Source organism: Mediterranea massiliensis, from assembly GCF_900128475.1.
Classification (GTDB): domain Bacteria; phylum Bacteroidota; class Bacteroidia; order Bacteroidales; family Bacteroidaceae; genus Bacteroides; species Bacteroides massiliensis_E.
The window spans coordinates 26305-48697 of record NZ_LT635834.1 but is presented as its reverse complement, the minus strand read 5'-3'; the positions used below and the strand labels follow the sequence as shown (position 1 = coordinate 48697).

The window sequence follows — 22393 nt, the reverse complement described above, 5'->3', positions numbered from 1 at the left end:
CCGTTCCCCGGTGGGGGAGGGGGCCTCGTGCAGTGCGCGGGTTCTTGTTCGGGTCCGGATGTCCGGCCGGGGATGCGGGGTGGGCTGTCTTCAGGGTTCGTCTTCCTTGAAGCAGGCTTCCAGCAGTCCGGTCAGTTCCTTCAGCTTTTCGGTATAGGGGGCGGTGTCGTTGCGCCGGTTCATCTGCAGGTTTTCCATGGCGAACTGGTAGGTCACCATGCCAAGCAGTTGTTCCGTGCTGGCTTCGGGGTAGTAGTCCCTATACTGTTTGAGCCTGACATTGACCTGCCGGGCGGCTTCGCGCACCGTTTCCTCGTCTTCGCGGCGGATGGTGAGGGGGTAGGCGGTGCCTGCCATGAGCAGGTGTATCTTTATCTTATCGTTCATACATCTTCTTCTCCTTCGTTATTCATTCAGTAGGGCGATGCATTTGTCGACTTCACGCACTAATTTGGACAATCGCAGCTTGGTCTCCCTGACGTCGCTGCCGTTAAGGCTGATTGTCGTTGCTGTCTTCAGGTCGGTGTAGCGCTTTTCCAGGGTCTTCAGGTCGGCTTTGGTCTTTTCGCAGTCGGCCCGGCAGTCGGTGAGGAGCTGCCTCAAGCTGGCGTTTTCGCGTCTCAATTCATCGTGCAGATAGATCAAGTGTCGCAGCCGGGCTTCAAAGGTTTGCAATAGCTCTTTTTCTTCTTCTGTCATCACTACACCAAAATTGTACACAAAAATACTATTTACTTGGATATTACAAAAACTTTTTGCCGAAAATTCTTGTTTTTTGCGAAATTATTGCGGGCGGAGGGGGAATATGGTCGGTTTTGCGGGCGGAGGAAGGGCGCAAGTGGAGATGGAGGAATGCACTTTGGTACGTCCGCCCGGCTTGCGAGTGGGGATGGAAAGCGGGCGCGTATCAAAACAGAACTATATCAACTCCACTCCATTTGGAAGGAGGGGAGTTGATATAGTATCTCTTTCTCCACAGCGGGCGGGAGGCAGTCGGTCAGTTTATTCCGGGTTACATTATGGCTGCGTACTTCCGTTTGTCAGTGTGCGTCAGCGTCCGCTTTCGGCGGTCAGCCGGCGGATTTTCTCGTTCAGGGCGTCGGCAGCCATGAGCTGCTCCAGCGTGAGATGCATGCGATAGCGCCAGTAGTGGCGCGGATTGGCCGGCACATTGATGCGTTCTTCGGCAGCGTTGGGGTTGCGCAGCTGCCCGTCGATCGACATCCAGTCCTGGAAGGAGAGGATGCAGAGCATGGAATTGCTTGTCAGGTGTGCACGCACCACTTCCTCGCACAGCTCGGGCGTGGCCGTGGCGGGTGCTGTACCATAGTGTCCCAGGGCGTGGTTGTAGAAGCGCTGCGTCTGCTGGTAGTCTTCCTCCCACCAGCCGCGCAGGGTGGACATGTCGTGGGTGGAGATGGTGCAGACAGAGCGGTAGGGATACCATTCGGGATGGCCGAACTCTTGGCTGGGGTCTTTGGGCATGCGTTGTATCTCGAGCGAGAGGATGCGCAGTTCGTTCATTACCCACGCCACGCAGGCGGGTATCATGCCGAGGTCTTCGCCGCAGACCAGCATGCGGGTGGACTGCGTGAGCTGCGGCAGCTTCTTCATGGCCTGCTGTCCCCAGAAGTCGTTGTGGCGGTGGTAGTAGTATTGGTCGTACAGACGGTTGAAGGCGGCCTTCTCCCAGTCGTTGAGCGAGCGGTAGATGTAGTCGTGCTGCACGCCGATGCGCGGGTGGTACTTCGTGGGGTCGGTGCGGTCGGGCACGAACAGTACGTCGCTGATGAGGGCGTAGAGGCCGTCGCGTATCCACACGCTGTCGTCGTCGGTCTTGCCGGCAAAGTAGGCTTCGACCTTGCGCTGCGTGTCGAACTCGGGACGCATGCGGTACACCTCCCACGTGTCGGTGGGCTCGATGAAAGTCTGCTTCACGTAGTCCGTGTGCGGGCCGAACATCTGTCCGAGGAAGTATTCGTGGATGTAGGGTCGCAGGTATTCGGGGCGGAAGGGGAGGCCGTAGCTCTCGATTTCTTCACGGGACATGGGCAGGGCGGGGACGAATTGTCCCAGCAGGCCGTGAACGGCGTTCATCGGAATCTCCCAGATGCGGAAGAAGCCCAGGATGTGGTCGATGCGGTAGGCGTCGAAGTATTCGGACATCTTGCGGAAACGCTTCATCCACCAGGCGTAGCCGTCCTGTTCCATAACGTCCCAGTTGTAGGTGGGGAAGCCCCAGTTCTGTCCGTTGGCCGAGAAGTCGTCGGGTGGGGCGCCGGCCTGTCCGTTGAGGTTGAAGTAGTGGGGCTCTTTCCAAGCCTCGACGCTGTTGCGGCTGATGCCGATGGGAATATCGCCCTTGAGCACCACGCCGTTGGCACGGGCATGGCGGCTGGCGGCCAGCAGCTGGCGGTGGAGCTGGTACTGGATGTAGCAGTAAATGGCGATGTGCGGATAGTCGGCCGAGTCGGGTCGGCACAGGGCGTCAATGTCCTCCTGGCAGTAGTCGCTGTAGCGCGGCCACTGGCGGAAGTCGGGCGTCCGGTAGGCGTCGCGCAGATAGCTGAATACGGCGTAGGGTTGGAGCCATTCCTTGTTGGCCTCGAAGAAGGCCTGGTATTCCGGTGACTGCATCACCGCTTCTCCCTCCTGGGCAAAAATCAGGCGGAAGTATTCCCACTTGGCCTCGTTCACAGCCTCGTAGTCGATGGCGGGCAGGGCGTTGAGCTCGCGGCGGCGCTGCTCGAAACGGGCCATCTGCTCTTCGTCTTTCAGTCGTCCCAGTTGCCGTAGGTCGGTGTACATGGGATGGAAAGCGTAGATGGAGATGCTGCTGTAGGGGTAGGAGTCAGTCCACGAGTGGGTCATGGTCGTATCGTTGATGGGTAGGATTTGTACTACCTTTTGACGGGTCAGAACGGCCCAGTCTATCATCTGCATCAGGTCGCCGAAGTCGCCCACGCCGAAGCTGCCTTCGGAACGGAGCGAGAAGACGGGGATGGCTGTGCCAGCACCTTTCCAGGCAGGCAGGGCGAAGTAGACGTAACGGTCGCCTATGGCCAGTGTTTCCTGGTCGGTCAGATGCGGATCGGCCAGGTAGCGGTTGGGGTTGTTCTCCCAGGCTACGACGCGCCGTTCGGTCTTGCTGTACAGCACGAACTTGTATTCCAGCGGGAAGGTCAGCTGCGAAGCGTCCAGCTCCACCTGCCATTCGGGGAAGTTGGCGTCGCTCATCAGGACAGCCTTGCCTGTGTCCCAACGGCCCAGCGCATCGACGCTGCCACAGATGGCCAGGCAGTGGTCACTGTCGATGCAGGGGGCGTATGCCTTGATGAGCAGTCCCTTCTGCGGACTTTTGGGGGCGGGGTCGCGGTGGGCATGTGCCAACAGCGATTCGGTGAAGGCCGAGGTATAGAAATACTGTTGCTCGGGCAGGTTCTTCCAGCTGTCCTCCAGTCGGTAGACTTTGGTGTCGAGGCCGGATACGTAAAGGGTACGCGGCAGACCGTTCCACTCGCTGCGCGTGATGGCGCCGTCGCGGCAGACGTGATAACTGTAGCGGATGGTTCCGTCAGCTGGTTGTTGGATTTCGACTCCCGATGTCCAGTGGATGCCGTCCATCGTATGCAGGGCCAGTGTATGGCCTGCTTCATTGTTTCCAAGTTCGGGGATGGAACCCGAAACACAGATTTCCTCTCCCCAATTGGTGCGGTACTCGATATTGAACGATAGGATCATATTATTAGATTTATAATAAATGACATAGCTGCAATGACTATGCAAGTATAGGGATTATTCTTCTTAGTCATGCAGCTATGCATGTTCAAGTCTTTCAAATTCCTATGCAAACGTTTGTGTTTGCACGGAACTTATCCACAGCGCGACGCTCCGCAGGTCTTGCAGATGAGGCAGCCCTCCTGGTAGACGAGGGTTTCGTTGCCGCAGTTGGGACATTTCTGCCCCTTGGCCTCGGTACCGTCGAGCACGTATTTCTTCAGGGCGCGTTCTACACCGTTCTTCCAAGTGTTGATGTTCTCGCTGTCGAGTTGCAGGGAGCTGACCAGTTTGATGACCTGTTCGATGGGCATGCGGTAGCGCAGAACGCCCGAGATGAGCTTGGCGTAGTTCCAGTATTCCTTGTTGAACTTCTCAGACAAGCCTTCGATGGTAACCTTATAGCCGCGCTTGTTTTCGAACTGGAAGTCGTACCGCTTGACGCCGTTCTCATCGACGTTCTTGATGATGTGTCCAGAAACGACATTCTTGGGGAGGACGATGCCTTCGTCGTCGTCGAGCACACCAGTGAAGATTTCATAGGGATGGCCGTTGAGCAGACCCACGAAGGCCACCCATTTCTCCTTGTTGTTCTGGAAACGTACCACTTCAGCATCAAGCACCTTGGGACGTGTCTCGACAATCGTAGGCGGCTTGCAGGGAGGCAACTCTTCCTTCTTGTCGCTCTTGGTGGAGAGCAGTACGCCCGAGCGGGAGCCGTCGCGGTAGACGGTGCAGCCTTTGCAGCCCGAACGCCAGGCTTCCACGTAGAGGCGGTTGACAAGTTCTTCGTCCACGTTGTTGGGCAGGTTGATGGTGACGCTGATGGAGTGGTCTACCCATTTCTGGATGCGTCCCTGCATCTTGACTTTCATCAGCCAGTCCACATCGTTGGATGTCGCTTTATAATAAGGAGAACGGGCTACCATATCGTCTATTTCTTCTTGTGTATAGCGCTTGGCGGGATCCAGCCCTTGTGCTTCCATCCAGGTGACAAATTTCGGATGGAAGACAATGTATTCTTCGAAGGCGTCGCCCGTTTCGTCCACGAAGTCGATGCGTGCGTTCGTGTCGTTGGGGTTCACCTTGCGGCGGCGCTTGTATACCGGCAGGAATACGGGTTCGATGCCCGAAGTGGTTTGCGTCATCAGGCTGGTCGTACCCGTGGGGGCGATGGTGAGGCAGGCGATGTTGCGGCGACCGTACTTGGCCATTTCTTCGTAGAGCTCGGGGTCGGCTTCGCGCAGACGGGCGATAAAGGGGTTGTTCTTCTCGCGTTCGGTGTCATATATTTCGAATGCGCCGCGTTCCTTGGCCATCTGTACCGATGAACGGTAGGCGTTGAGGGCAATGGTTTTGTGTACCTCTTCAGAGAAGGTTGTAGCCTCTTCCGTACCATAACGCAGGTTCAGGGCGGCCAGCATGTCGCCTTCGGCCGTGATGCCTACGCCGGTGCGGCGTCCCTGTCCGCTCTTCTTATAGATTTTCTTCCACAGGTTGCGTTCGGTTTCCTTGACCTCGTCGCTTTCCGGGTCGGAGTCTATCTTTTCCATGATGCGTTCAATCTTCTCCAGCTCCAGGTCGATGATATCGTCCATGATGCGCTGGGCCAAGGCTACGTGCTTCTTGAACAGCTCGAAGTCGAAGTAGGCGTCCGGCTTGAAGGGATTGACCACATAGGAATACAGGTTGATGGCCAGCAGGCGACAGGAATCGTAGGGGCAGAGGGGAATTTCGCCGCACGGATTGGTGGAAACGGTGCGGTAGCCCAAGTCAGCATAGCAGTCGGGAACAGATTCGCGGAGAATGGTGTCCCAAAACAGCACGCCGGGTTCGGCAGACTTCCAGGCGTTGTGAACAATCTTCTTCCAAAGAGCACTGGCGTCGATGTCTTTCTTGACCAGTGGGTTGGGAGAATCGATGGGGTATTGCTGAACATAGGGAGTACCGTTGATGGCTGCTTCCATGAAGGCGTCGTCAATCTTAACTGAAACGTTGGCTCCGGTTACCTTCCCTTCGGTCATTTTGGCATCGATAAAGGCTTCCGAGTCGGGATGCTTGATGGATACACTCAGCATCAGGGCACCACGTCGTCCGTCCTGTGCTACTTCGCGAGTGGAGTTGGAGTAGCGTTCCATGAAAGGTACCAGCCCGGTAGAGGTCAATGCGGAGTTCTTCACGGGAGAACCTTTAGGACGGATGTGTGAAAGGTCGTGTCCCACGCCGCCACGTCTCTTCATCAGTTGTACCTGTTCTTCGTCAATCTTGAAGATGGCACCATAAGAGTCAGCTTCCCCGTCCACGCCAATCACGAAGCAGTTGGACAAGGAGGCTACCTGATAATTGTTGCCGATGCCGGTCATCGGACTTCCCTGCGGAACGATGTACTTGAAGTGGTCCAGCAGACCGAACAGTTCTTCGGCGCTGAGCCCGTTGGGGTACTTGGCTTCTATGCGGGCAATCTCGTTGGCGATGCGCCAATGCATGTCTTCGGGCGACTTTTCATAGATATTCCCGAAAGAGTCTTTGACGGCATACTTGTTAACCCAAACTCTGGCTGCCAGCTCGTCTCCTTGGAAGTATTGTAAAGATGCTTCAAAGGCTTCCTGGTAAGTGTAAGTTCTCTTTTCCACGATATTCTATTCTTTAGATTCTAATGATTTTGTCTGTAAAAGTGTAGGAGTTGTGCTTAAGGCCAATAAATGTGATTGCAAATCTATGAATGTTTTTTTATTCTACAAAATAATTTGCTACTCTTTTTGTTCAGGAATGAAAAGTTTCTTATTTTAAAAACTTATATTATTGGATATTAGTTGTTTGTGTATTTCCCATATTGCTTGAACTTTTCCAAAAGGGAAAACCGTGTATGGATTTACTGTCTGACTGAATTCCCGGCTTGGAAATTTTTTCTATGCAAGTTTGTCCGTCTAGAATGTGTTTTTTGTCGATTCTTTCTTATATTTGCAAAAAAAAGGAAGTATGGATAGCTTGAAGTTAAGAAAAACCATTCGGAAATATCAGCAGAAAGATATTCCTGCCGATTTGTTAAATGATTTGTTGGAGTCCGCTTTCCGGGCTTCTACCGTAGGAAACATGCAAGTCTACAGCGTAGTGGTGACCCGTGACGCTGGTCGGAAGGCTCGTCTGGCACCGGCGCATTTCAATCAGCCAATGGTGACGGAAGCTCCTGTAGTACTCACTTTCTGCATTGATCTGAACCGTTTCAGCAAGTGGTGCAGATTACGTAAAGCTGAGCCTGGTTACAACAATTTTGAGTGGTTCGTTACGGGAGCGGTGGATGCGTTGCTGGCGGCGCAGACATTTTGTGTGGCAGCCGAGGAGAAAGGACTGGGCATCTGTTATTTGGGAACCACGACTTACAATCCCCATCTGATTATCGACGCTCTGGAATTGCCGGAGCTGGTTTTCCCGATTACAACAGTGACGGTGGGGTGGCCGGCCGAAGATCCGGTACAGGTGGACCGCTTGCCGTTGGAGGCAGTGGTTCATGAGGAAGTTTATCATGATTATTCTGCCGACGACATTGACCGCCTGTATGCCTACAAAGAGTCTTTGCCTGAAAACAAGGGCTTTGTGCAGGAGAATGGAAAGGAAACGCTGGCGCAGGTCTTTACCGATGTTCGCTACACCAAGAAGGATGCGGAGGCCATGTCCGATTTGTTATGGAATGTAATGAAAAAGCAGGGCTTTTAAAGTCCTGCTTTTTATTCTAAAGGGAATTAGGTCTATTGTTTCAATGTCGCCTGGATTTCGTCCAGTTCGGCTGCAAAAGGCTTGTTCACTTCTTTCAGCTCTGTGATGGTCTTACAGGCATGCAGTACGGTCGCATGGTCCTTTCCCCCAATCAGTGAACCGATTTTGGCTGTAGAGAAATCGGTATAGTTCTTGGCCAGATACATGGCGATTTGCCTGGCCTGTACAACATCCCTTTTCCTCGACTTGGAGTGGATGGCGTTAATGTCAAGCCCGAAGTGGCTGCATACAGCTTGTATGATGTTGTCTACTGTAACAGGCTTGTTTTCGGTATGCGATACTTTTCGTACGATCCGTTGGGCCAGTTCCAAATCCACCTCTCGATTGTAGATGGTCGAATGGGCCATGATGGAGATGATAATGCCTTCCAAATCGCGTACGCTGTCACTGACATTCTCGGCAATATAATTGATGACCTCGGGCGGAAATTGCAGTCCGTCGCGGCGAATCTTGTTGCGGAGGATGTCCTTGCGAAGTTCGACGGTCGGTTTTTCCAGTTCAGCTACCATTCCCCATTTGAAGCGCGTAATCAGGCGTTCTTCCATGCCTTGCAGGAGCACGGGGGCACGGTCGGAAGTCAGGATGAGTTGCTTGCCGTTCTGGTGCAGGTGGTTGAAGATGTGGAAGAACGTGTTCTGTGTCTTGGTAACCCCTGCAAATTCCTGAATGTCATCAATAATCAGTACGTCAATGGTCTGGTAGAAATTGATGAAGTCATTGGTCGTATTGTTGCGTACCGAATCGGTGTATTGTACCTGGAACAAGTGAGCCGATACGTACAAAACTCTCTTTTCGGGATAAAGTTCCTTAATCTTTGTACCGATGGCGTTGGCCAGGTGCGTTTTACCTACTCCCGATGCTCCGTAGAAGAACAACGGATTGAAGATGGTCTTTGCCGGATTGAGCGCAACGGCTTCAGCCACACTGCGCGAGAGTTTGTTGCTTTCCCCTTCAATAAATGTATCAAAGTTGTAGTCCCTGTTCAAATGGGGGTCGAGTTCTGCTATTTGGGGAGTTTGGGGAATGTCTTTGGTCACCACTTTCCGTTGGGCGGAAAGGGTGGATGATGAAGCACCGGCATGAGGAGGCAATGGCACAGCTGTGGGAGGGTTTTTTACTACCATCACACTGTACATCAGTTTGGCACCTTCGCCAAACACCTTGTGGATTGTCTGTCGTAACAAGTCCAAGAATTTTTCTTCCAGAAATTCATAGAAAAACTGGCTCGGCACCTGCAGGTACAGTGTATTGTCCTCAAATTTTAAGGGGACAATGGGGCAGAACCAGGTTTTGTATGTCTGTTCTGGCACGTTGTCTCGAATGATATCGAGACACGCATTCCATTTTCCGACATGATTGTTGTTACTCATAGCGGTTACTCTACATTTATTGATTAAGCAAAACTTCTACGTTTGCAAAATTGGTAATCTTATTTGGAAAAAACAAATGCCTTTTTTCTTGTTTTTTTCGATGGATGAATAAGGGCTTTACTTTCAGTGATTTACGACTATATGTGCAAACAGCCCTTTTTATAGGGCTGTTGCTTTTTTAAAACCTCCTGAAAAATAGGAAGTTATTCCTTTCGTTGGATGTCTATTCCATTTTTATTCCTGCTGCGGAAAATGGCTTCTAATGCTTTGAATATACTTCTTTTCGCTTTTATCGTTTGTTTGAAAATGGAATGTCGCTATTTAGATGAATTCTATATAATGCATTATTTGTCCTTTTTGCCGAAGAGGGAGAAGTGCACGTATCGTTTGGGATGAGCTTGCAGGTCTTCCAGCAGGCTGGCCGCGTTGGCGGTAGTTGCATTGAGGTTGTTGTAGAGGCTGGGGTCGTTCAGCAGAAGCCCTACGGTGTTGTCTTTGCTTGTCAATTTTTCGGTAAGAGTCCTGACGTTGGCAAGAGTAGAGTCAACTTTCTGCATGGCTGCAGCATAGTCTATTTGTTTCAGGTTGTCGGACATGACAATGAAGTTGTCGCCGATAGTATTTAATTTCCCTGTCAGTTGCGGAATATCCTTGTTCATCAAGGTTTGTAATTGATGGCTTGAAACGGCCAAGCTGGCTGTCAAGTCCTGTACATTCTGTAGGGTGGCCGGAATGGCAGGACTGGCCAGCACACTGTTGAGTGAAGCCAGGATGGAATCCAGTTTGGGCAACATCTTCTCAATTTGAGGTACCATGTTGGCTACTTTTTCCATCATGCCGTTGTTCAGGTTGCCCGGGATGGTGTCACCGATTTCATAGCGTTCACGAGGGTTGTTGGCCAACAATAGGTTCATTCGAACCCCTCCCAGCATCTCAGCTGCCAGTTCTGCCGTACTCCCTTTGGGGATGCGCAAGTCGGGTTCCACGTCTATTTCTGCCAGGACATTGCCCGGATTGTCGTAATCGTAATAGAGTTCTCGGACTATACCTACTCGGAATCCGTCGGCGTAGACCGGACTCGATTTGGTCAGACCGTTCACATTGTTGAATTTGATATAAAAATAGCTTGCAGGCTTGAACATGTGGATACCTTTCAGATAATTGATGCCATAGACCAATATACACAGGGCGGCGATGCCGGCAATACCTATCTTTACTTCTTTTGTGATATACTTCATGATGTTTCTGTTTCTTTATGAGGTTGTTTATTTCTTGTTCTTTTTAAACTCATTGATGGCTTTGACCGTATCCATTTTCTTGCCGTTCTTGAAGGCGATGATGAATGCGTCCTTTATTTTGGAAGAGATGGATCTCTTTAGTCGGAGGATTTCGTTATAGTCGGTCGAAGCTCCGTAAGTATACTTGTACAGACCGTTCTCCTTATAGTATTCTATTCCTTTCAGCCCTTTGAATTGCTTGTCATGCAGGGAAAGGGATTTGGTGGACGTCAGTATCTGGATTTTGAATACTGGTGCCTGTTTGTCGGACGAAGTTGTTGTTTTGGCTTTGGCAACCGGTTTACTTTTGGGAGCTTCCACTTCCTCGTCGGAGGCAACGGTTGGGGTATCAACCGGCGTATCAACAAATGAATCTGCTTCCGAAGGCGGTATTGTGGTTGTTGCCTGTCCGTTCAGACGCATTTCCTGCTCCCGTTTATAGGTAAGGAACGCGCGGAAAATGCTGTTGGCCAACGTTTTTCTTCCACTGTCGCTGTTCAGGTAGCGTTCTTCCTGCGGGCTGGAAATGAAACCCAATTCCACCAGGATGCTGGGCATGGCACTGGCTTTCAGCACCAGGAATCCGGCTTGGTGTACGCCGCGGTCAATGCGTCGGCCGTGCTGCTTGAATTCCTTTTGTACCAGCGAAGCCAGATGGACACTCTGGGACATGTATTTGTCCTGCATGAATTCAAAAATGATGTACGACTCGGCAGAGTTCGGATTAAAGCCGGCGTAGCGGGTCTTGTAATCGTCTTCGTACAGGATGACGGCGTTTTCCCGTTTGGCCACTTCGAGGTTCGCATCCGACTTGGCCAGACCGAGGGTCCAGGTCGATGCCCCCTGAACGTTCCGGTTTCCGCCAACCGAATTGGTGTGGATGGAGATAAAGAGATCCGCCTTGACATCGTTGGCTATCTCCGCCCGGCGTGCCAAGGGTATGAATACGTCCCGACTCCGGGTATAGACCACTTTGGTGTCGGGACACTTTTCTTTAATCAGATTGCCCAGCAGGAGAGCGACACCCAGGTTGATGTTCTTCTCCTTGGAAATCTTTCCGATGGCTCCGGGGTCATGTCCGCCATGTCCGGCGTCGATGACTACCACAAATTTGTGTTTCTGGGCACCGGCAGAACAGAAGGGAAGCATCAGCACCAATAAGCTGACAATCCATGATTGTATGTGAAGTCTGTTCAGTCTCATTATAGATAAATGCGTCTGCAAATGTAGTGTAATTTTGCCGAAAACTGTGGGATTGTTTTAGGTTTTATTCTTTTTCCATCTATTTTGGGCAGATTTAGGCTGGATGGAGAACATCTTTCGTGAATAGAAGCTAATTTTGCACCGATTTTGTGAGGGGAAACTGACAGAAGCGGTGATCCTCCGATGGATGATGGATGAAAAGTACATGTATACATTATGGGTGCATTGATTCGATTTCTCAAGAACTGGACGTTGCCGGTAGCCATGGTTGCCGGTACATTGGCATATTTCCTTTTTGCCAAAGTTTCTGTGTTGGCACCGGCCAAGCCGTTCATTAACGGACTGGTGGCTGTTCTGACACCGTTGCTTATTTTTGCCCAACTGTTGCTCACGTTCTGCAAAGTGGAGGTGGGCGAATTGAAACCCAAGGCATGGCATGTCTGGCTGTTGCTGTTTCAGACGGTGTCTTGTCTGGCCATTGCGGCCTTGCTGGTGTTCTGTCCGATGGACGAGCTGTATCGGGAAGTGTTCGAGGGAGCTATGGTTTGTCTGATCTGTCCGACGGCTACGGCGGCAGCCGTCATTACAGGCAAGTTGGGTGGCAGTGCCGCCAGCCTGACTACCTATACGTTGGCTTCCAATCTGTTGGCGGCCATTGCCGTTCCGTTGGTTTTCCCGTTGGTCGAGCCTCATGCCGACATTACTTTCTGGCTGGCCTTCCTGAAGATTCTCAGTAAAGTGTTCCCCCTGCTGCTTTGTCCGTTCCTGCTGGCTTGGCTGTTGCGCATTTGGGTGCCGAAGGTACACCATTGGCTGCTGGAACGTCATGACGCTGCTTTCTATTTGTGGGGAGTGGCCTTGGCCATCGTTTCCGGGCAGACGGTGCGTTCCCTGGTCAACAGCACGGCTCCCGGTTATGTGGAAATCCTGATTGCTTTGGCAGGGCTGGTGACTTGTTGCCTGCAGTTTTATCTGGGCAAGCGCATCGGCGGACATTACAAGGAACGCATCAGCGGCGGTCAGGCTCTCGGTCAGAAGAATACCGTGCTGGCCATCTGGATGGCATATACCTATCTGAATCCTTTGTCTTCCGTTGGTCCGGGGTCCTATGTGTTGTGGCAGAACATCATCAATTCCTGGCAGCTGTGGAAGAAGAGAAAGAAGGAAGCGGCTGCAGAATAGGCGTCTTTAGTCGTCGTATCCCAGTTTCTTTTCGTTGTAATCCGAAGCGATGTAGGTCGGTCGGCCTTTGGTTTCCTTGAAGATGCGGCCGATGTATTCGCCGATGACTCCGAGGGAGAACAGCTGGATGCCTCCGAGGAAAAGAATGGTAACAATCAGGGTTGGGAAACCGGCCGTTTGGTCACCGAAAACCAGTGTTTTGATGAGGAAATAAATGGCATATACGAAGCTGGAGATGGAGAACAGAATACCGCAGACGGTAGCTATGCGAAGCGGGGCGGTCGAGGAGGAAGTGATACCTTCGATGGCCAGGTTCAGCAGTTTCAGGAAGCTCCACGACGACTGTCCGGCTACACGGTCGCCGCGGTCGAACTCGATGCCTTTCTTCCGATAACCGATCCAGCAGAAAAGCCCTTTGGTATAACGTTCGTGTTCGCGCAGCTTGCGGAGGGTCAGTATGCAGCGTCTGTCCAGCAGGCGGAAGTCGCCCACGTTGGGCAGGATGTCAATGCGGCTCATCTTTTGCAGCAGCTTGTAGAAGGCGAGCGAGAGCTTGCGCCTCATCCAGCTTTCTTCTCCGCGGCTGCGTCGTTTGGCATAGATGTCATCGTAGCCTTCTTCCCAATACACCAGCATTTGGTCCACCAGTTCGGGCGGGTCCTGCAGGTCGGCATCCATGATGACGCAACAGTCTCCCGTGGTGTAGTCGAAGCCGGCCAGCATGGCTATCTCTTTGCCGAAGTTGCGCGAAAGGTTGACATAGTTGACACGGCGGTCCTTCTGCCTCAATTCGCGGACAGCTTCCAGTGTGCGGTCACTGCTGCCGTCGTTGACAAACAGAATCTCCCAATCGTATTTCTCATTGCGTCCGATAAGCTCAGTCAGACGTTTGTAGAGAGTCGGAAGATTGTCCTCTTCGTTGTAGACGGGAATCAATAATGTTACTTTTTTCATGGGCTTTCAGTCAATTCCAGGACAAATATAGGACTTTTTTAGTTATTGCTGTCCATGTCTGTCGGTATTTCGGCCTTTTTCTTTCTGAATACGAATTTCACCATCAGGAAGTTGGTCGGGATGGCGATGGCAAACACGGGGATGGGAGCCAGCGGCTTGGAGAGGCCCAGGTAGAGGAACAGGTTCAGCAGGCCCATGTGCAGGAGGTAGTTGCACAGGTGTGCTCCTCCGAATCCGAATGCTTTGCCCCATGACGGACGGGAGTGGAACGTGAAGTAGGCAGTCAGGTAGAAATTGGCTACGAAGCTGAGCAGATAACCTGTCGTATAGGCGATGTTGACCTCTATGACGAACTGGAGGAGGAAATAGAGGCCGTAGTGTATCGCCGTGGCAAGTGTCCCCACCATGACGAAACGGATGAATGCGGGCAGTTGGCTGACTTGTTTCATCTTTCTTTGAATTATGGGGCAAAGTTAGGCATTGTTGGAGAATAATTCGTACTTTTGCGCCGAAACTAACTTTAAAAAACGATTCGGATATGTCGGACAACAATCGAAAGAAAGCGTTCTGGTTCATCGCCTTGCTGAGCGTGCTGGTCATCGTTCCTTTTTTGGGTGAAACCATTTTTTATTCCAAGGGTGAGCCTCGCGAGGCCATTGTCGGCTATGCCATTCTGGAGAGCGGCAACTGGATATTGCCTTTGAACCATGGAGGCGACATCGCCTACAAGCCGCCTTTCCTCTATTGGATGATTGCCGTCTTTTCGGCTATTGCGGGCGGCGTGAGCGAGTTTACGTCGCGCCTGCCGTCGGCCGTCATGTTTCTGGCCATGCAGCTGGTATTCTTCGTCTTTGTGGCCCGGCGGAAGGATGTGAAGACCGCTTTTCTGACCTCTGTCCTGCTTCTGACTTCTTTCGAAGTTCATCGGGCGGCTGTGGCCTGTCGGCTGGACATGGTGCAGGTATCGTTGATTGTGATGTCCTTGTGCCTGCTTTACCGTTGGGACGAGCAGGGGTGCCGCCGGGTGCCCTGGCTGGCCATCGTGCTGATGGCCTGCGCTTCGTTGACCAAAGGGCCGGTCGGCACCATCTTCCCATGTCTGGTTGTGGGAGTCTATCAGCTGGTGCGCGGACGTTCGTTTGCCAAGGCTTTCTTTTCGTTGGCAGGTATCGGACTTCTTTCGCTGGTACCGCTTGCCGTGTGGTTCTGGGCGGCCTGGAAGCAGGGCGGCCAGCCTTTCGTCGACCTGATGCTCGAAGAGAATACGGGCCGTTTCTTCCACAAGATGTCCTATGAGTCGCACGAAAATCCCATCTGGTATAACTTCCTGACGATTATCTGGGGATGGATTCCCTGGACGCTGGTGCTGTTGCTTTCGCTTTTCGGACTGAAGTGGAAGAACATGCGTCTGCTGCCTGCCGGAGAGACGTTGGGCTTGCGGATCAGAAAGGCCTGGCAGGCTTTCCGCAACCAGTCGCCGTTGCAGCTCTTCACGTGGCTGACCATTCTGATTATTTTCATTTTCTATTGCATCCCCAAGAGCAAGCGCAGCGTGTACCTGCTTCCCATCTATCCCTTCATGGCCCTGCTCATTGCCGAATACCTGTTGGCCAGGGTCCGTCAGGGAGCTCGGATGTTCAAGGTATGCGCCGTCATCTTCGCTTCGTTGGGCCTGCTGCTGACCGTTGTCTTTGCGGCGGTGCGTGCCGACTTGATACCTGAAAGCATTTGGGGTACGGGCCGTCATGCGGCCGAGAACATTGCTTTCATGCATGCCCTGCGGGATGTTTCGTTGTCTGTCCCCCAGTGGTTGCTGGTTGCCCTGCCGGTGGTAGCGGCTGTCTGCGCCCTGTGGCTGGTGGCCCGGCGGGCCGGAAGCTATGCCTTGCTTTACGGAGTGGCCGGCTGCATGCTCTGTCTGTTCGTCTCGCTCGACGGTGTCTATCAGCCTACGGTGCTGGCGGTGAAGTCCGACAAGGCATTGGCCGAACGGCTGGATGCCCTTATCCCCGAAGGACCCATCTATTCGTGTTCGCGCATTAACTTCTATGGCGTGAACTATTATTTGGGCGACCGCATGCGCTATCTGTCCAAGGCGGTGCCCGAGGTGTCCGAAGGATATGCACTGGTGGCGGAACCCCAGAAGGAGGAGGCGCTCAGTCTGCTGGAAGAACATCAGTATCGGGTGGAAGAAGTCTTCTATACCGACAAGCGCAGTTGCGATACCCGTTCGAAAGTCATTCTGTTTCGTTTCAGTAAGAAGAAATAATTCGTTATGAATCCTATTGACATTATCGACAAATATTATCAGGAGGGCAGCGAGTTGCGCCACATCCTCCTGACCCACAGCCGTTCTGTGGCCGACAAGGCCGTGCAGATAGCCGACCACCATCCCGAACTGCAGGCCGACCGCACTTTCCTGTACGAGGCGGCCATGCTCCACGATATCGGTATCTTCCTGACCGATGCCGACGGCATCTGCTGTTTCGGCGACAAGCCTTACATCTGTCATGGCTATCTGGGGGCCGACCTGATGCGGGCCGAAGGCTATCCGCGCCATGCCCTGGTGTGCGAGCGTCATACGGGCGCCGGGCTGTCGTTGGAGCAGATTGTGGCACAGAACCTGCCGGTGCCCCATCGGGAGATGGTGCCCGTCAGCATCGAGGAACAGATTGTCTGCTTTGCCGACAAATTTTATTCCAAGACCAAACTTGACAAGGAGAAATCGGTGGAAAAGGCACGGAAAAGCCTCGAGCGCTATGGGGAAGCGGGTCTGAAAAGGTTTGACCGCTGGTGCGAACTCTTCTTGTAGCTATCTAATTTTCTTTAAAAAGGAAGTGCTAATCCGTGTATTTTACGTACTTTTGCCGCATCAAGCGAAATATTGTTTGTTGATTTGAACCATTGAAGCCAAAAAACATCATATCATTTCTATTGCTGTTTCTCTTGCTGATCATTTCTGCTGAAGCCGAATCTCAGCGTCGGGGCAGGAACGTGGCGCATCCCAACAGAAGCCAGCGGGATTCGTTGCTGGCGGGCGATACGTTGTCTGCCGATTCCCTTGCCGTTGACTCTGTTCCGGCCAAAAAGAGTGCATTGGACGCCCCCGTTGTCTACGAGGCCTCGGACTCCATTGTGTTCACGCAGAACGGCTACGCCCACCTGTACGGCGAAGGCAAGGTGACCTATCCGCAGGCCGAACTGACAGCCGCCGTCATCTCCATGAACATGGACAGCAGCACCGTCTATGCCCACGGCGTGGAGGATTCGTTGGGAGTGGTAACGGGCAAGCCGGTCTTCAAGGACGGGGAGACACCCTATGAAACCAATACCATCCGCTACAACTTCAAGAGCAAGCGGGGTATCATCAGCAACGTCGTGAGCCAGCAGGGCGAAGGATATGTGACGGGCAACAACGCCAAGAAGGGCTCGGGCGACGAACTGTACATGAAGGACGGCAAATATACCACCTGCGACAATCACGAGCATCCCCACTTCTACATGCAGATGACCTACGCCAAGGTGCGTCCCAAGAAGAATGTGGTGACCGGACCGGCCTATCTGGTGGTCGAGGACGTGCCGCTGCCGCTGGCGGTGCCTTTCTTCTTCTTTCCGTTCTCCAGCAGCTATTCGTCGGGATTCCTGATGCCTACCTATATGGACGACTCCAGCCGCGGATTCGGTCTGACCGACGGTGGATATTACTTCGCCATCAGCGACAAGATGGACCTGAAAGTGCGCGGCGACATCTTTACCAAAGGTTCGTGGGCGCTGAATGCGGAGAGCAATTATGTGAAGCGCTACCGCTATTCCGGCTTGTTCCAGGCCAGTTACCAGGTGACCAAGACGGGCGACAAGGGTTTGCCCGACTATTCCGTGTCGAAGGACTTCAAGATTGTGTGGAGCCACCGTCAGGACCCCAAGGCTAATCCTAACTCTACCTTCTCGGCCAGCGTGAACTTCTCGACCAGTAGTTACGAGCAGTCCAACATCAACAACCTGTACAACTCGCAGGCCATGACGCAGAATACCAAGACTTCGAGTATCAGCTATACCCGCAGCTTCCCTGACCAGAAGCTGACCATTTCGGCTACGTCGAACATCGCGCAGACCATGCGAGACTCCTCCATTTCGGTCACCCTGCCCGACCTGACCATTTCGCTGAGCAACATCTATCCCTTCAAGCGCAAGAAGGCGGTGGGCGACGAACGCTGGTACGAAAAGATCTCGGTCCGCTACACGGGACGTTTCAAGAACAGCATCAATACCAAGGACAACCTGCTCTTCAAGTCCAACCTGATCAAGGACTGGGAGAACGGCATGCAGCACGAAGTGCCCATCAGCGCCACCTTCACGCTCTTCAAGTACTTCAACCTGACACCTTCGGTAAGCTATACCGAGCGCTGGTATACCCGTAAGGTGACGAAGGGATGGGATCAGGAAGCCAACAAGGAGGTGAACACCGATACTATTTACGGTTTCCACCGCGTGTACAACTACAACGCCAGCCTCGGTCTGAACACGAAGATTTATGGCATGTACAAGCCGCTCCTCTTTCCGAAGAAGGAGATTCAGATTCGACACATCATCACGCCGTCCATCAGCCTCAGTGCCGCGCCCGACTTCACTACCTCGCGCTATGGTTACTATGACACCTACTACCGTCCCAACGCCGACGGTACGCAGGACACGGTGAAGTATTCCTACTACGCCAACCAAATGTTCGGCGTGCCCAGCGGAGGCAGGCAGGGTAACATCACGTTCAGCATCTCCAACAACCTGGAGATGAAGTACAAGGACAAGAACGACTCCATCCGCAAGGTCAGCCTGATTGATGAATTGGGTGCCAATCTTTCCTACAACATGGCCGCCGCTACGAAGCCTTGGAGTGACCTGACGCTGAACGCGCGTCTGAAGTTCCCCGGCAATTATACTTTCAGTATGAGCTCGACGTTCAAGACCTACGGTTACAAGTTCGACGAGCGCGGCAACGTGGTGGACAACGACCGCACGGAGTGGTCGTACGGTCGCTTCGGTATCTTCCAGGGCTACAGCTCCTCGTTCAGCTACACCTTCAACAACGATACCTGGAAGAAGTGGATGGCTTTCTTCCGCGGCGAGAAGTTGGATGAAGGCAAGGATGGCAACAATACCGAGGCGGATGAGGATGCCGGAGATGAAGAAAACACGGAGGGCGTACCAGGCAAGCGCAAGAAAGAGAAGGCGGCTGTAGACAGTGACGGCTATCAGGCCTTCAAGATGCCGTGGTCCATCAATGTGAACTATGGTTTCGGCATTACGGAAGACCGTAGCGCGGAAATCAACAAGAAGAAGATGCGCTATCCCTACAAATATACGCAGAACCTCAGCATCAACGGCAATATCAAGATTTCCAACAAGTGGGCCATCAGCTTCAACTCGGGCTACGACTTCGATGCGAAGGAGATTGTACAGACGGCCTTCAACATTACGCGCGACCTGCACTGCTTCAGCATGTCGGCCAGTCTTTCGCCCTTCGGTCGCTGGAAATACTATAACTTCACTATCCGTGCCAATGCCAGCATCCTGCAGGACCTGAAGTGGGAGCAGCGCAGCCAGACGCAGAGCAACATCCAGTGGTATTGATGTTTGTGGTCTGACAAAAGGACGCCTGTTTGCTGTTCTTTCTTGACGATTTTCTTTTCAATTCATTGTTTTGCTGACGGACATTGTTTCCCGAATGGCTGAAATAGGAGCTTTCAGGGCGCTTTATGCTTGCCTTTTCGGCATTTCATGCCTTGTTTTCCAATAAATGATAGTATGTTTTGGATAAAAAGACTGCTTCTTTTCACCCGCTTGCCCGTATCTTTTCGTCTGTTTGCCCAGCTCTTCCAGTCAGTTTGCCCACGTTTTGTGTTCGGTTTGCCCATATCTTGAGGACGTTTTGCCCGGCTTTTGCGTTCAGAGGGACCTTGAAGGGTGTTTTTGCGCTCTATTTCAAGTGTAAAGATTTCGATATCTTGTTGTAAAACAAGTAGAAACGCCTTTCCTTCTCCGTTCTTTTCCATCCCTTCCATCTTCGGGCCGAAAGAAGCGATTCTCAGTGCCTTGGGAAATCAAAGTGTCAAAGTGTCAATCCGTGAGTGTCTTTCCCGGGTGATAGCTGAGGAGCATTGTTCATTCAGTTGGCAGAGGTTTCTTTTATCCATCGGTTTTATCGATGAATATTATCGAAAAATAGTATTTTTTAGATAGATGGCGTTCTGTCGCTTCCCTGTATTTTTGCACCGTAATCAAGAACGATGCAACGATGATACCAACCTCTTCACACCCCGTCAGCCCCGCCGAGCGGAAACGCTTCCGCCGCATCCGTCTGTGCATGCTCCTTTCCGGCCTTTCGGTCTTTGCGCAGCTGTATCTGTTCCAACCCTTGTTGTCGGACCTGTGCAGCTTTTACGGTATATCGGCGGTGACGGGCAGTCTGTCTGTTTCGGCCTCTACCATCGGGATGGCCTTCGGACTGTTTGTGCTGGCCTTCAAGGCCGATGCCGTGTCGCGCGGCAGGCTGATGGGCGGTTCGCTCATCGCTTCGAGTCTGCTGACGCTGCTCTCGGTGCTTGCCTTCAACTATCCGTTGCTCCTGCTGGCCAATTTCCTGAAGGGGGCGGTGCTGGCCGGTGTCTCGGCCGTAGCGTTGGCCTACCTGACCGAGGAGGTGGATGCCGCGGTCATCGGTTTGACCATCAGTCTGTACCTGAGCGGCAATACGCTGGGAGGCATGGCAGGCCGAGTGTCGGGCACCCTGCTGGCCGGTTGGGCCGACTGGCATGTGGCGGTGCTGGTCATCGGAGCCGTCAGCCTGCTGCTGGGCATGATTTTTGTGCGGTTGCTTCCCGCTTCGCGCCACTTCCGTCCGTCGGCTGTGCCCGTCAGGGTCAAGCTGGGGCAGATGGCCCGTCTGCTGGGCAGCCGTAGCTTTGTAGGGGCCTACCTCATTGCCGCCTTGTCGATGGGTGTCTTTGTGAGCGTCTACAATTACTTGTCCTTCCTGCTGGAGTCTCCGGCCTTCGGGTTGCCCCACTACGTGGTGGCGGGTGTCTTCCTGATGTACACGGCCGGCGTGGCCGGTTCGGTGCTGACGGGCCGTTTGTCCGACCACCACAGCCCGTACACGCTGTTGCGCGGTTCGCTGTTGCTGATGGTGCTGGGCCTGCTGCTTCTGCTGGTACCGCGTCTGGACAGCATCGTTGTGGGAGTGGGCATCCTGACCTTCGCCTTCTTCAGTACCCATACCATGGCCAGCCGCATTGTCTCGATGCAGGCACGCGAGGCGCGGAGCAGTGCCACCAGCCTGTACTGGCTGTTCTACTACACCGGTTCGAGCCTGTTGGGTTCGGCCACGGGCATTCTGCTGTCCGACTATGGCTGGCCGGTCTTTGTAGCGGGGCTCACGGTGCTGGTGGGCGTGTCGTTCGGAGTGTCGTGTGTGGCGTTGCCTGTCCATCGGCTGGTGCTGCGACCGGTGAAACATAGCATTAATTCTTAATCCTCAAAATAACAAGAAAACATGAAGACTTTAATTTGTACAATGTGGGTTTGCCTGTCGTTTGTAGCGGCATCGGCGCAAACGGTAGTGAATGTGATAGACAAGGGTATCCGTTATTGCGAGAGTACATATCCGTATGACGGCGGTCTGCTGATAGCCAACTTCGGCACGGAGCAGCTCAATCCGCTGAACACCGAAGGCAAGGGCTATATCGTCCTGCACAAGGATGGAAAGAATGAAGTGCTGATACCTGCCGACGGACACCTGTCGGCCCCCAAGGGAATGCTGGTGCGCGACGGTTATCTGTACGTGTGCGACGTCAACAAGGTGATGGTCTATAACCTGGCGGACAAAGCTGCCGAGCCGCGGACGATCGCCTTGCCGGAAGGGAATCTGTTTGCCAACGACCTGGTGTCAGAGGGCGATTATCTCTATGTGTCGGTGACCAATACGGATCGGATTTTCCGGGTGGACATCAGCCGTCCCGGTCAGCCCGGCCAGCCCCAGGAGTGGCTTTCCGTTGCCGGCCCCAACGGGTTGCTGCTGCACGAAGGCAGCCTGTACGTGGCTTCCTATCCGGCCGACGGCCGTACCACCGACGCGCATGTGGTCTATCGCATCGCCGACCTGAAGAATCCTGTAGCCGAAAAATGGATGGAAGTACCGGGACAATATGACGGCCTGGCCGTGGCTTCGGACGGAAAAGCCCTGTACGTGACCAATTGGACGCCGGCCCAGGTGAGCCGCATCGACCTGAACACGCGTCAGATCAGCCCGCTGGACCTTAAGTTGCCCCAGGCACTGGTGGGCCCGGCAGACATCACGGTGACGGGCGGATACCTCTACATCCCCGACCTGCCCAACAGTCGTGTCGTAGTGGTGAAGGAGTAGGCAGTCCGGCCTATTTCAGGGTCTTGTAGGACAGGATGTGGCAGGTGATGCCTGCAGACAGTGCCAGCAGCAGAACCTTCAGCCACACCTGTGGCAGGAGGAATGCCACGCAATAGAGGATGGTAATCCACGTCAGGCCGACGGAAACAATTTTGGCATGAAGCGGTATGGCCTTGTGTTCGCGGAAGTTGCGGATGTAGGGACCCAGCCGCTTCTGTCGTAGCAGCCAGTCGTACAGGCGGGGTGAGCCGCGGAAGTAGAGGGCTGCCGTCAGCAGCAGGAAGGGCGTGGTGGGGAGCAGGGGCAGAAAGATGCCCGCAATGCCCAGTCCCAGTGACAGGCTTCCCAGAAGGATGCAGATTACTTTCATGGCGCAAATGTAGAAAAAATTACGAAGAAATTTGTACTTTTGCCGCCGCATCGAGGTGACATTAGATGCA

Annotated in this window: 18 protein-coding genes; 7 read left to right on the top strand and 11 right to left on the bottom strand. The window is 53.2% G+C overall.

Annotated elements, in window-relative coordinates; all coding sequences use genetic code 11:
- Positions 1-90: 90 nt before the first annotated feature.
- From BQ7483_RS01480 to BQ7483_RS01465, 4 genes are all read right to left on the bottom strand, one after another.
- Positions 91-387 carry a cell division protein ZapA gene (locus BQ7483_RS01480; RefSeq protein WP_022021130.1) on the bottom strand — a complete coding sequence of 99 codons (297 nt, stop codon included), beginning with the start codon at positions 385-387 and terminating at the stop codon, positions 91-93.
- A gap of 18 nt (positions 388-405) precedes the next feature.
- Positions 406-699 carry a hypothetical protein gene (locus BQ7483_RS01475; RefSeq protein WP_072544671.1) on the bottom strand — a complete coding sequence of 98 codons (294 nt, stop codon included), beginning with the start codon at positions 697-699 and terminating at the stop codon, positions 406-408.
- Between the two features lie 351 nt (positions 700-1050).
- Positions 1051-3741, bottom strand: a complete 2691-nt coding sequence (locus tag BQ7483_RS01470) for a 4-alpha-glucanotransferase (RefSeq protein WP_072544588.1) — start codon at positions 3739-3741, stop codon at positions 1051-1053.
- Positions 3742-3872: 131 nt separating this feature from the next.
- Positions 3873-6410 carry an adenosylcobalamin-dependent ribonucleoside-diphosphate reductase gene (locus BQ7483_RS01465; protein WP_022021133.1) on the bottom strand — a complete coding sequence of 846 codons (2538 nt, stop codon included), beginning with the start codon at positions 6408-6410 and terminating at the stop codon, positions 3873-3875.
- A 346-nt stretch (positions 6411-6756) separates the two neighbouring features.
- Between BQ7483_RS01465 and BQ7483_RS01460 the strand changes: the two genes are divergently transcribed.
- On the top strand, positions 6757-7491 hold the full coding sequence (locus BQ7483_RS01460; RefSeq protein WP_022021134.1) for an NADPH-dependent oxidoreductase: 735 nt from the start codon (positions 6757-6759) through the stop codon (positions 7489-7491).
- Positions 7492-7523: 32 nt separating this feature from the next.
- On the opposite strand, the gene dnaA is transcribed toward BQ7483_RS01460, so the two are convergent.
- The 3 genes from dnaA to BQ7483_RS01445 all read right to left on the bottom strand — a co-directional run bounded on the left by dnaA (position 7524) and on the right by BQ7483_RS01445 (position 11401).
- Positions 7524-8921, bottom strand: coding sequence for a chromosomal replication initiator protein DnaA (gene dnaA / locus BQ7483_RS01455; protein WP_072544587.1), 1398 nt, complete (start codon positions 8919-8921; stop codon positions 7524-7526).
- Positions 8922-9265: 344 nt separating this feature from the next.
- Positions 9266-10159 carry an MlaD family protein gene (locus BQ7483_RS01450; RefSeq protein WP_022021136.1) on the bottom strand — a complete coding sequence of 298 codons (894 nt, stop codon included), beginning with the start codon at positions 10157-10159 and terminating at the stop codon, positions 9266-9268.
- A gap of 27 nt (positions 10160-10186) precedes the next feature.
- Positions 10187-11401: an N-acetylmuramoyl-L-alanine amidase family protein gene (locus BQ7483_RS01445; protein WP_072544586.1), complete on the bottom strand. Its 1215-nt coding sequence runs from the start codon at positions 11399-11401 to the stop codon at positions 10187-10189.
- Positions 11402-11617: 216 nt separating this feature from the next.
- Here BQ7483_RS01445 and BQ7483_RS01440 point away from each other — a divergent pair, with 216 nt between their 5' ends.
- Complete coding sequence (locus tag BQ7483_RS01440; RefSeq protein WP_022021138.1) at positions 11618-12583, top strand: hypothetical protein; 966 nt, start codon at positions 11618-11620, stop codon at positions 12581-12583.
- Between the two features lie 6 nt (positions 12584-12589).
- On the opposite strand, the gene BQ7483_RS01435 is transcribed toward BQ7483_RS01440, so the two are convergent.
- Positions 12590-13537, bottom strand: a complete 948-nt coding sequence (locus BQ7483_RS01435; protein ID WP_072544585.1) for a glycosyltransferase family 2 protein — start codon at positions 13535-13537, stop codon at positions 12590-12592.
- 38 nt (positions 13538-13575) lie between these two features.
- Positions 13576-13986 carry a GtrA family protein gene (locus tag BQ7483_RS01430; protein WP_072544584.1) on the bottom strand — a complete coding sequence of 137 codons (411 nt, stop codon included), beginning with the start codon at positions 13984-13986 and terminating at the stop codon, positions 13576-13578.
- Positions 13987-14075: 89 nt separating this feature from the next.
- Here BQ7483_RS01430 and BQ7483_RS01425 point away from each other — a divergent pair, with 89 nt between their 5' ends.
- From BQ7483_RS01425 to BQ7483_RS01415, 3 genes are all read left to right on the top strand, one after another.
- Positions 14076-15806 carry an ArnT family glycosyltransferase gene (locus BQ7483_RS01425; protein WP_072544583.1) on the top strand — a complete coding sequence of 577 codons (1731 nt, stop codon included), beginning with the start codon at positions 14076-14078 and terminating at the stop codon, positions 15804-15806.
- Between the two features lie 6 nt (positions 15807-15812).
- Positions 15813-16349 (top strand): HD domain-containing protein, encoded by a 537-nt coding sequence (locus tag BQ7483_RS01420; RefSeq protein WP_072544582.1) that lies wholly within the window; start codon positions 15813-15815, stop codon positions 16347-16349.
- 134 nt (positions 16350-16483) lie between these two features.
- Positions 16484-19162, top strand: coding sequence for a putative LPS assembly protein LptD (locus tag BQ7483_RS01415; protein WP_407657196.1), 2679 nt, complete (start codon positions 16484-16486; stop codon positions 19160-19162).
- 113 nt (positions 19163-19275) lie between these two features.
- Here the strand turns inward: BQ7483_RS01415 and BQ7483_RS01410 are convergent, their stop codons facing one another.
- Entirely contained in the window at positions 19276-19584 is a 309-nt protein-coding gene (locus BQ7483_RS01410) for a hypothetical protein (RefSeq protein ID WP_139247496.1), read from the bottom strand.
- A gap of 242 nt (positions 19585-19826) precedes the next feature.
- On the opposite strand from BQ7483_RS01410, the gene BQ7483_RS01405 reads away from it, so the two are divergent.
- Positions 19827-21062 carry an MFS transporter gene (locus BQ7483_RS01405; protein WP_072544579.1) on the top strand — a complete coding sequence of 412 codons (1236 nt, stop codon included), beginning with the start codon at positions 19827-19829 and terminating at the stop codon, positions 21060-21062.
- Between the two features lie 21 nt (positions 21063-21083).
- Positions 21084-21953 (top strand): NHL repeat-containing protein, encoded by an 870-nt coding sequence (locus BQ7483_RS01400; RefSeq protein ID WP_072544578.1) that lies wholly within the window; start codon positions 21084-21086, stop codon positions 21951-21953.
- Between the two features lie 10 nt (positions 21954-21963).
- Here BQ7483_RS01400 and BQ7483_RS01395 read toward each other — a convergent pair whose 3' ends face one another.
- Positions 21964-22323 carry a YbaN family protein gene (locus tag BQ7483_RS01395; protein ID WP_072544577.1) on the bottom strand — a complete coding sequence of 120 codons (360 nt, stop codon included), beginning with the start codon at positions 22321-22323 and terminating at the stop codon, positions 21964-21966.
- Positions 22324-22393 lie beyond the last annotated feature (70 nt).